Origin of the sequence: Blautia caccae (genome assembly GCF_040095955.1) — a bacterium.
In the GTDB taxonomy this organism is placed as follows: Bacteria; Bacillota; Clostridia; order Lachnospirales; family Lachnospiraceae; genus Blautia; species Blautia celeris.
In genome coordinates, this window is record NZ_JBBMFP010000045.1 from 1 (window position 1) to 10,081 (window position 10,081).

Below are 10,081 nucleotides of genomic sequence, written 5' to 3' on the forward strand. Positions count from 1 at the left end.
CCAAAACGCTCGATGATGGCAATTACCGGGAACATAATCAGGAAAATAGACATAAGTCTATTGTTTACAAAAGATGTACCTATGATCTCCAGAATATGAAAAAAATCCAGGCCTGATACAAGACCAGTCACAATACCTGCCACAAGTACTACAGCCAGAACATCCAGTTTCAGTGCAAAACCTAAAACAATAATCACTACACCAATTAATTTAATAATTTCCATATCCTTCCCCTTTCTTAGCTATAAAGCATACAACCTGCTGAAGAGATTTCCTCTTCCTTAGTCTTCCCCCTTTCATTGCAAACCTCTTCTTTTCATCATTAAAATATCTTACAGAAAAATACATGATTTTACATTATTATATATGAAAGCTGCAAACATGTCCACACTTAATATGCCATCCAACAGCGTAAATTTACCTTCGGAAATAATGGTGTAGAATTCACCCACTATGCACTAACAAAGTATCAGGCAATAACTTGAATTTAGTATACGCCTTTTTGTACTCAAAACAAGCCTAGTTTTCTTTCTGGGCGAACTCCGGTTTATTCCTCCTGACTGTGCTTTTTCCCAAGAGGAATAAGCCTCTTTCTCACATTTCATGTGTACTTTTCATAATCCCCTTGATAAGTTTGAAACAAAGAAATAGTGGTTAGAAAAAAGTAAATTGTATGGCAAACAAGCCATCTTACGGTGGCTTCAAAAAGAAAATATAGACACAACACCTAATTCATGGCAGGAACGATATCATCTTTAATGGTGTATCCACGCTGCTTTAGTAGATTAAGTGCCTGTGAAGTAGTCAATACTTTTGCTTTATTCACAGGACGTGATTCAAGAAAACCTTCTGCTGTATATGGTTTTAAATCTGAAAGTATGTGCCAGATAGCGGTCAGGAGCATACGGCAGATTGCGATAATGGCTTTCTTGTGACCACGGTGCGATTTAATACGCTTATAGCGGCCGGTTATTTCAGGATGTTTCTTAGAACGCAATAAACCATTTGCAACTTGTACCAGAATGGGTTTAATATAATTACCAGCACGGGAAATTCGAGTTGATTTGATTCTTTTGTTGCTTTGGTCATTGCGCGGACAACATCCTGCCCATGAAACGAGGTGCTTAGCTGAGGGGAAAACAGACATGTCACCTCCGATTTCAGAAAGGATTTGAATTGCAGTCATTGGATTTTTATCAAATGCGGGAACTGTACGAATTAGATCAAGAGCGGCCTGGTATTTATCAGAGAGACGAAGGATTTCCCGTTCTATTTCTTCCAGATGCTTTTCTAATTCGTCGATATGATTGAGGCACTGACGAAGTTTAATGGCCTGCTCAGGAGAAATAGCTCCGTCAACAGCGGCTTGGATTTCTTCCATAGGTGTTTTACATCGACTGTCTACAAAAGGTGCCACATCAAATATTTCCCCTGGATGAGCGAGCATATATTCTGTGATGGAACGAGAAGATTTCCCAAACACGTCACTGAATACATCATCTAATTTAAGATTAGAAACAGTAAGACAGTTTTGCGCACGGTTCTTTTCGCCGGTAATCATACAGGTGAGTTTGAACCGGTATCTTACTAAATCCCTTAAATGACGAATGTCAGCGGGTGGAATAAAGGAAGGTTTGATCATTTCACACATGAACAAGTCGCAAATCCATTTCGCATCCTTTCGGTCGGTCTTATTTCCTTTTTGAGTTTTTGTATATTTGGGATGAGCAAGAATCACAGAATTATTTGCCTTTTCCAAAACATTAAATACAGGGATCCAATACTTGCCGGTAGATTCCATACAGACTTCAGAACAGTTATACTTTGCAAGCCAATCACACAGTTCCTTCAATCCTTTGGAAAAGGAAGAGAAACGAGCTTGTTTGTAATCGGTTCTGCCGTTTGAATCGGTGATGCCAATGCAAGCGTAGATCCAGGTTTTGTGGACATCAAGTCCACAGCAGTTAAAACGAAAAATTTTGAAAGACAATAAAATAACCTCCTGAATTTTATTGAGATAAAACCGACAGGGACTGGTCATCCGGCAAAATCGAGTCGACTTTGGAAGAGATAAGTTTACGGGCTACGGAATGCGCCATTCATTGATACCTTAACGGATGACCGACGACATATATTTATGCGAGGTTGCCGCTATACAGCCCCGCCACTCACCTCCACGTGTTCTGTAGTGTGTCGGTTTTTATAGAAGAAATTTTATCAGAAGGGGAATAGAATTGAAAAGCGAAAAGTAGTGACAGTGTTTCATAACCCCATCGGTGCCTTTCGCAGAAAGGTGGTTTATATTTATGTATAAGAAAAAAACATATGACCAAAAGCACCTGACGACAACCCAAAGAATTCATATTGAAAAAGGGCTAAATGATGGTCTGTCATTTGCAGCGATCGCCAGAAAACTTGATAAGCATCCAAGTACAATTTCCAAGGAAGTGAAGAAATATCGCACCTTTCAAAAACGAGAGGCTGATCCAAGACATCCTCTTCGCTGTGTCCGGTTTAAGGAATGTTCCTTACGTTTTCTTTGCGACAAACCGAATTGCGTAAAAGTCTGCAAATACTGCTATAACAGTGAGGAACGTATTCCTGTATGCACTGCCCTTTGTCCAGAATATCTGGAACCACAATGTGAATCTATCTGCAAAGCTCCTTATGTCTGCAATCATTGTACAAGACAGCGTACCTGTAATAAGAGCAAAGCTTTCTACATTGCACAGAATGCAGACAAATCCTCCCAGGATCTGCTTGTTTCATGCAGACAGGGAATTAATCAGGCTCCCGTCGATATCGCACTCCTTGACGATCTTATCTCTCCGCTATTATTGCAGGGGCAGTCGCTGGCACACATTTATGCCTTTCACGGACATGAAATTCCCTGTTCCAGAAAAACGCTGTATAACTATATCGATCAAGGTGTTTTTACTGCAAGGAATATCGATTTGCGCCGCAAGGTCGGTTATAAATGTAAACCCAGAAAAACCGGCACAAGGGTTAGTCTTTCTGCAAAAGAGTTCCGCATCGGCCGTACTTATGAGGATTTCCAGAAATTTATTCAAACGCATCCTGATATTCCGATTGTTGAACTCGATACCGTGGAAGGTGGCCGGGATAACAGTACGCAGGCTTTCCTGACGATTTTCTTCCGTAACTGCTCTCTTATGCTCATTTTTGTGTTACAAGAGAAGTCACAGGAGCAAGTCATAAAAGTATTCGATTATTTAACAGAGAAGCTTGGCATCAAAGTGTTCCAGGAGCTGTTCCCCGTAATATTGACTGATAATGGTGTGGAATTTCAGTTTCCAGAGCGGCTGGAATGCGATAAAAATTGTGAAATTCGTACCAAAATCTTTTACTGCAATCCAAACTCCTCCTGGCAAAAAGGCCGCATAGAAAAGAACCATGAATATTTCCGCTATGTGATTCCAAAAGGCCAAAGTCTGGATTCCTATAAGCAGCGCGATGCATGCATACTTATGAATCACATCAACAGCGAAGCAAGAGACAGCCTGAACGGCTGCACTCCATTCAGGCTGTCTAAGATGCTTTTGAACAATAAGCTCCACAGACTTTTATGTCTGCAGGAAATCCCTGCTGACGAAGTCCATTTGAAGCCATCATTACTCAAAAAATAAAATGATAATCAAGACGGAATCCACTGCCGAATTTAATCCTACAAAAATTTGGTATGTGGAATTTAGTCTTGCACACTATTCCAGATGCTTGTTTGCCATGCTTGCACACATGAAAACAGGCTCCTATAAATTCATTATAGCTCTATTTTAGCCACTCGTAAACCAAAACAACGTGAATTAAGTGTTGCAAGATCAAGGCTTTTGATAAATCACGAATTCACTTTGTAATTTTACCATTTTATGATTTTTCAAATTTTTCTTTGAGTATATCATCTTTCTATCCACACCGGAAGAAGCACCACAGGATGATATGACACTTGTTGGACGGAAACAGCTTGCAACGCAAGGTGTTTCCGTCCGGCAAGTCCACAAAGGGGGGGGCTGGCGGCAGTCAGCGCAGGGGAAGTGTAGCGTCCCCTGTGAGGATTGGAGCGGATGGAACATCTGCGGAAATCCTCTGCTCCCTGCAAGGGGCTTCTGGCAGCAATCTTCGCCGTTTCCGGCGTTCTGCCTTTACCCATTTTCCGGTTTTTGAGATAGTATCTGCTCAACGATTTGCCGGTTCTCGCTCCGATGGAACAGCAGCTACAAAATCACGCTGACCTGTTCATCCGTCACAAGCTTCGGGTGGGGCAGGTAGCATTCCAGCTCCGCCTTATATAATCATAAAAACCTCCTGATATATGTCTTTATTTATTGTTATAAAACAGGGGAATGGGTAACCTCTGAAATCCGACACGGGCGGCCGGCACTGTAATGGTGTCGGCTGCTTAATATTTAAAAATTGGGGGTACGCTTTTCTTCATTAAGCATAATATAACATTGTAATATCTACAATTATCAATCAAGAGGGAAAAATTATGAATGAAGATATGAAAAGGCCTTGTCCTCCAAAGCAACACGTTCACGAAGTAACCGGAAGCGTTAAGATTTCCGGGTGCTGTGAATATGCTCATAACCATCGGTTTGCTACAGTGTCCAGCGAAGCAATTCCCTGTGATGGCAGCCACGTGCATGAAGTAAAATTTCAAACCGATTCTTGTAATGGCCATACCCATGAATTTTGCGGCACATCCTCAACGGCAATTGATGTTGGTTGTGGAAAACACGTACACCTTATTAAAGGATGTACCTCTATGGACGCAGGACACAAGCATGACTTTATCGTTGCGACATTAATTGAAAACCCTGTTTGTGATTAAATACTTTCCCCGGCTTAGGCCGGGGAAATCCCTTATAATAAACGTTTCGACCAGTTATTTAGCATTAAGCTTTTAAAGGTATTGCGCCTTGCAATACCATCCGCAGTAAGCACGTGATCACGCTGGTACTGCAGCACGGCTGCCTCCAGCTCATTGCCAAAGCTGCCAGGCACTCTACACCCTGCGGGTTCGTTTCCCGCCAGGTCCACTTTTAAAGGGTTCCTTTATTTATGCGGTTTTGTGGTTCTTTGAAAAAGGGGCTACACCCCCATAAAAAGGGAGTGGAAACTCATATCTATGCAACACGAAAATGAGATGAGACAATATAGCTTTGAGGCTGGCAGCCCAAAACTGCCAGTTTTTTATTATTAACAATCAGAACATGCATTCGTATAATTAATTTATACAAGACAAATATTTGTTCTGTTTCCAGTAAGAAGTGATGCATATGAAGAGTATTATTTATGAGAATCACGACGCTTATCTATTGTATCAGGCTGCTCTTGAGCGGTACCCAAATCTGCCAACACACGGCAACATATCCGTCCAATATGTACCTATATTACAAGGCATATCCAGAGGAACGCTCCAAGGATATAGGTACAGGCAGTGCGCCTCTATATAATTTCCAATATTTACCTGTAGTATTATTGCCGCCTTCGATAATAAACTTAATTCGGAGGTGATAAAATTATGTTCAATAAAAAAACACATGACCCAGACTTTGAAGCTAATCCAGAATTTGAACAAGAATGCCTATATTGTAAAAGGACTATCCTTAGTTGTCAAGAGATGCAAAACAGCCGACACCATTACAGCGCCGACCGTTCCGCGACTAAAAACTTATCTGGAAAAATTTGAGCCGTCAGAGGAATTGTACGAACGTATGGTAAAAGAAGCACACGAACGTGGGCTGCTAAAAGAGGATTAACGTCGAATACTGTCCACGATTATCTATTGCTCTAATTCCAATTATGTTGTAATATTTATTTGCAACCAAAAGTATCAATAAGTTTTTAGTCGCGGAACGGTCGGCGCTGTAATGGTGTCGGCTGTTTTGCATCTCTTGACAACTAAGGATAGTCCTTTTACAATATAGGCATAGGTGATGACAATAAATAGTAGGAGGTATCAAACGTCATGCCGGCGCGCGTCGACTATGCTAAATACGCAGATTCAGATTTATCCATTTTAACAATTCGGGAACGAGAAACTTTGATATTGAAAATGCAAGGTCTTTCAGCTATTGAAATATCACAACAGTTGAATTGTTGCAGACAAAATATAAATGCTTTGCTTTTAAAAGCCCGTAAAAAGCTTGATAACCCACAAACAAATCCTTATATACATCGTAGGCAAAATATTGACTATACCCAATATGCAAATTGTGACTTATCTATATTGAGTCGGCTTGAACGAATCTTTTTATCAGAAAAAATTTCTGGCAAATCATATAAGGAAATTGCAGAACAACATCATTCCTCAATAACCTCTGTCGGAACTTTGTTGTATCGAGCACACAAAAAACTAGATGATTTGTATGATTAAAAGGCCCCGGTGGAGAAACCGAGGCCTTACAGCGTTTTACAGTGGCCCCCTGTGCATTGATAGTTACAGTAGTGCTCCTGTTTTATCAGTGTAACACGTCTTTCTTGCTGTTATAATAACCCTTACTATATTTTTTTATAACAATACCATTTGCATAATAGCCATTACATTTTTGATTGCTGCAGATGCTTCAACACGGCAGTTTCATTTGATCTGCAATTATAGAGATATTTGTATCCTGGCGTAAGCAAATATATCCGTATTCCCACTTGTTCTGAATCCTCAGTCACTTCTTTTTCCATCCACTCCAAATAATAGCGGTATTCACAGACAACAATACTATATCCATCTTAGGTCATAACGATAATAAACTTCCGAGGCTTGTGGTACCTGAAGCCACACAGGCCATTCCTGATAGCCTTTCAGCAATTTTTATCTTTCCTTCTCATTTTTCAGATTCAGCTCAAAGCCCTCCTTCCGTAGGTTCTTTGTTTCTCCTATATTAGCAATCTGGCCATTACTTATGCCAAGCTGCTCAGATATTAATTCCCTGGTCTTTTTCCCTTGATTTCTTGCTTAATTTCTTCTCCTTTGTCATTTTTTCCTAAAGAGATACATTCATACCGCCATAAATCATATTCTTTCCTTTTTTGCTTCTTGACTTCTTCACTATCATCTTCATTAGGTGTATATTTTTCCAAGTTTTCAAGCCAAGATTTCAAAAATCCGAGTTCTTGGTAGGGCTGAACCTTTTGGTTTAATATAGTTGTTCCACTAAATTCTAAATAATATTTCCCTTGTACTTTAACTGGACGTAAGCCATGAAAATCCTCTATATCAAATAATGCGTGTCTTGCAGTATTTGCAACCGACAAATCGGCATCAAATAGTGCTGATTCGTCAATTTCAAGTGCATTACACAGTGTCTTTAATGCCTTTTCTCTTGGTGTCTTTTTGTTCTTTTCATATTGTCCAATGCGGACATCTGCTGTGGCATCAGAGAATCCACAACGTATGCCTAATATTTTTTGAGTTAATCCACGATATTCTCGTATCTTTTTTATTTTTGCACCTATCGAGCCAGGCGAAATAAAATCATTATCTATTCTAAACATCATCATTCTCCTAACATACACGGCATAAGCGATGAATGATGATACCCTCAATAATAACAAAAATAAGAAGCATAAGGCCAACAATAAAAAGCATATGTTTCCCTCCCTTATCACATAAAATCATCTCTTTGTCAATAGTATCTTTTAAATTTCTAAGCGGTACATTGTCATAAAATAACACTTCACAAGAAAAGGAGCCTATAGCGCTTAATTATATTTCCAAGCCTCTATGAATTCACCCTCATAAAGGATATAGTACATATCCGGAAGGATCCCCTTCCCATCCACTTTTCTGATCTGGATATCTGTGATATATCCTTCTTCCAGATCATGCTCCGCCGCGATCAGATACGTGCCTGGCATACCCTTGACCTTGCAGCCGTTTCCCAGAGCGGCGGCAGCTGTACCTTCTGCACAGACAGCTGCACTTCCTGCGTGACCGGTCCGGATCACGGTAGTCTGGCAACCGCCGGCAAGTGCCAGTCCCAAATCTGCCCGGTGGAGCAGGATACTGCGTGATCCCAGGACTGAGGATAGATTTCCCGGATAACAGCTGTCCTGTACCGCGATACTCCCGGATCCGCTGCTCTGTATCCCTCCCATCCGGTTCCTGCTGATATTTCGTTTTCCTGTGCTGGATATCTCATGCTCAAAGAACAGGTTCTGGATCATCCGTCCCGGATACTCACTCAGTTTCCCGGCTTTTTCCTGCAGCCACCGCCAAAAGACTGCCCTCTCCTGTCTCTGTTCATGGATCTTGCCGGGTTCCGGTATCCGGATCTCAGGAGTTTTTCTTACCTGGCACCAACGGCCTTTCCGCAGGCAGTAAAGCATATTTTCCTGGATGATCGTCCCATCCACTTTCTGCACCTGGATGTCCAGCAGCTTCCCCTCTTCTCCCTGCTCATATTCCGAGCATATGAGGAAGCACCCTTTCCGGCCGCCGGCCAGAGCGTTCCAGCCATTTGCAAAAGCCACGCTATGCTCTCCGGCTGCCACTGCCAGGCTCTCATTTCCTGTTGTGACCGCAATCCCTCCGCTCCCGGACACAGCTGCCCACCCGCAGTTTCCTGTGTTCAGGGCAGCTCCCCGTTCACCGCTGCTGTATGCCCTTCCCCATTCTGCAGTGTTTACTGACACCCCCTTGTATCCCAGGCTCAGGACATTTCCATACCGTTCCGTATTCCCTGCAGCCCCGTATTCCTTTCTACTGATCTGTCGCATAATTCCTTCCTCCTCCCGCTTATTTTTTCAAATGCCCAGCTGCTCCATAAATTCAAATGTCACAGGGTCTATCTCCGGCTTTTCCTCTTCCTTTGGGTTCTCACCGGCTGTCAGTGATCCTTGTGATTTTGCTTCCGGAGTGTCCGGCATCTTTTCGTTTTCCGTCCTTTCCTCCTGCAGTACAGCTGCATCCCCGGACACAGACCCTGTCACAGCTCCTCCGAGCTTTCCTGCAGCCTTTGCAAGCTCTTCCCGGATCACCTGCCTCAGCTCACTTTTTGTCACTTCCACAGGCTCCTCAAAAGCATCAATAGCGCTCACGATGTAATGGATCGCGCTGGTATACCGTGCCTTGTCATAATGCTCCAGTTTTGAGATTGCCAAGCGGTGGGCGGCGATCTTACTGTTCAGCCTCAGGTCAACTCTTTTATTCTTCATCTGCATTTTCCTCCTTTTCATCGCCAGGGCAGTTTTCTCCTGGCAGCTCCATGTAGATGCCGATACATCCCAGAGCCATCCCCGCCAGCTGGTCATCCTCTGTCATGCTCACCCACTCCACAGCCCGGATCCCGCAGTAAGGGCACCTCGGATAGCCATGCGTACAGCCTTTCACCAGCTCTTCACCGAGGATAAATTGCCTGCCGCAGCCAGAGCACTCATATTTCACCAGGTTATCCTGATAAAAGCCTTTTACCCATCCATCTTCCCGATACATGGTCCATTCCCCCTTTTTGTTTTTCGTATCATCTGGGATATGTCTGCTCCCTGTCACACTCATGGTCCTTCCTTTCCCCGGCGATTTACAGCCGCCTGTCCGGTTCCCCGTGCACGGTCCTGTGCCTGTAAAAGGTTCTTCTCCAGCAGTGATAAATCATAGCTCCGCTCATGGAAGTTATGGAACCCGTTCTTTTTCTCTGCCTTTTTGTTCCGGACTGCGTTGATATGTAATGCCGTGTCTGCCTGGTATAACGATGTCAGCAGATAACTCCTGACATTCCGGATGGGCGGTCCGTTCCGGATTCCCTCCAGGATCGTCCGGATATGCTCAGAGCCCAGATTGGACACCCGTTCACACATAGTCTTCCGGTCGATCCTTTTCTGGTTGACGGTATAAAAAGCCGCAGCACTGCCCGGAAGGGATACCTCCACCATGAGCTCCACGATCTCGTCCAGGAGAGCCTGTCCGTATTTTGGGCACAGAAGGTCATAGCCTATCTGCTCCCGGGTCCGGCAGACAGCCTCCTCCTTCCCCTCTTCTCCCCTAAAAAACCTGGAAGAGGATTTTATTATATTTTGTTTATTAGTATTTAGTTTATTAGTATTTTGTAGGTGGCGATTTCCCAAG

11 protein-coding genes are annotated in these 10,081 nt (G+C 42.9%); 3 read left to right on the forward strand and 8 right to left on the reverse strand.

Features of this window, described 5'->3' with window-relative positions:
* A partial coding sequence (locus tag WMO65_RS25690) for a 5-oxoproline transporter, DUF969 family subunit (protein ID WP_349064796.1) occupies window positions 1–224 on the reverse strand: 224 nt, incomplete at its 3' end.
* 503 nt (window positions 225–727) lie between these two features.
* Entirely contained in the window at window positions 728–1,990 is a 1,263-nt protein-coding gene (locus tag WMO65_RS25695; protein ID WP_148392562.1) for an IS110 family RNA-guided transposase, read from the reverse strand.
* 316 nt (window positions 1,991–2,306) lie between these two features.
* Between WMO65_RS25695 and WMO65_RS25700 the strand changes: the two genes are divergently transcribed.
* Window positions 2,307–3,647 (forward strand): IS30 family transposase, encoded by a 1,341-nt coding sequence (locus WMO65_RS25700; RefSeq protein WP_148392563.1) that lies wholly within the window; start codon window positions 2,307–2,309, stop codon window positions 3,645–3,647.
* A gap of 860 nt (window positions 3,648–4,507) precedes the next feature.
* Window positions 4,508–4,849, forward strand: a complete 342-nt coding sequence (locus WMO65_RS25705; RefSeq protein WP_226985349.1) for a YmaF family protein — start codon at window positions 4,508–4,510, stop codon at window positions 4,847–4,849.
* A gap of 32 nt (window positions 4,850–4,881) precedes the next feature.
* On the opposite strand, the gene WMO65_RS26615 is transcribed toward WMO65_RS25705, so the two are convergent.
* Complete coding sequence (locus tag WMO65_RS26615; protein ID WP_118594198.1) at window positions 4,882–5,058, reverse strand: peptidoglycan-binding domain-containing protein; 177 nt, start codon at window positions 5,056–5,058, stop codon at window positions 4,882–4,884.
* Window positions 5,059–5,989: 931 nt separating this feature from the next.
* Between WMO65_RS26615 and WMO65_RS25710 the strand changes: the two genes are divergently transcribed.
* Window positions 5,990–6,397, forward strand: a complete 408-nt coding sequence (locus WMO65_RS25710; RefSeq protein WP_118594196.1) for a sigma factor-like helix-turn-helix DNA-binding protein — start codon at window positions 5,990–5,992, stop codon at window positions 6,395–6,397.
* A gap of 542 nt (window positions 6,398–6,939) precedes the next feature.
* Here WMO65_RS25710 and WMO65_RS25715 read toward each other — a convergent pair.
* The 5 genes from WMO65_RS25715 to WMO65_RS25735 form a co-directional block, all read right to left on the reverse strand.
* Complete coding sequence (locus WMO65_RS25715) at window positions 6,940–7,512, reverse strand: helix-turn-helix domain-containing protein (protein ID WP_158587373.1); 573 nt, start codon at window positions 7,510–7,512, stop codon at window positions 6,940–6,942.
* Window positions 7,513–7,719: 207 nt separating this feature from the next.
* The gene (locus WMO65_RS25720; protein ID WP_148392564.1) at window positions 7,720–8,736 is read right to left on the reverse strand and encodes a hypothetical protein; all 1,017 of its coding nucleotides are present in this window, start codon (window positions 8,734–8,736) and stop codon (window positions 7,720–7,722) included.
* Between the two features lie 27 nt (window positions 8,737–8,763).
* Window positions 8,764–9,174 (reverse strand): hypothetical protein, encoded by a 411-nt coding sequence (locus tag WMO65_RS25725; protein WP_148392565.1) that lies wholly within the window; start codon window positions 9,172–9,174, stop codon window positions 8,764–8,766.
* On the reverse strand, window positions 9,164–9,514 hold the full coding sequence (locus tag WMO65_RS25730) for a TFIIB-type zinc ribbon-containing protein (protein ID WP_118594192.1): 351 nt from the start codon (window positions 9,512–9,514) through the stop codon (window positions 9,164–9,166). The genes WMO65_RS25725 and WMO65_RS25730 overlap by 11 nt, the downstream gene beginning before the upstream one ends.
* On the reverse strand, window positions 9,511–10,081 hold a 571-nt coding region (locus WMO65_RS25735), incomplete at its 5' end, for a DUF6017 domain-containing protein (protein ID WP_349064801.1). The genes WMO65_RS25730 and WMO65_RS25735, both read right to left, overlap by 4 nt.

Coding starts and splice junctions, on each gene's coding strand:
- WMO65_RS25710 (WP_118594196.1), top strand. CDS start 5,990: ATGCCGGCGCGCGTCGACTATGCTAAATACGCAGATTCAGATTTATCC.
- WMO65_RS25700 (WP_148392563.1), top strand. CDS start 2,307: ATGTATAAGAAAAAAACATATGACCAAAAGCACCTGACGACAACCCAA.
- WMO65_RS25705 (WP_226985349.1), top strand. CDS start 4,508: ATGAATGAAGATATGAAAAGGCCTTGTCCTCCAAAGCAACACGTTCAC.
- WMO65_RS25730 (WP_118594192.1), bottom strand. CDS start 9,514: ATGAGTGTGACAGGGAGCAGACATATCCCAGATGATACGAAAAACAAA.
- WMO65_RS25725 (WP_148392565.1), bottom strand. CDS start 9,174: ATGAAGAATAAAAGAGTTGACCTGAGGCTGAACAGTAAGATCGCCGCC.
- WMO65_RS25720 (WP_148392564.1), bottom strand. CDS start 8,736: ATGCGACAGATCAGTAGAAAGGAATACGGGGCTGCAGGGAATACGGAA.
- WMO65_RS25715 (WP_158587373.1), bottom strand. CDS start 7,512: ATGTTTAGAATAGATAATGATTTTATTTCGCCTGGCTCGATAGGTGCA.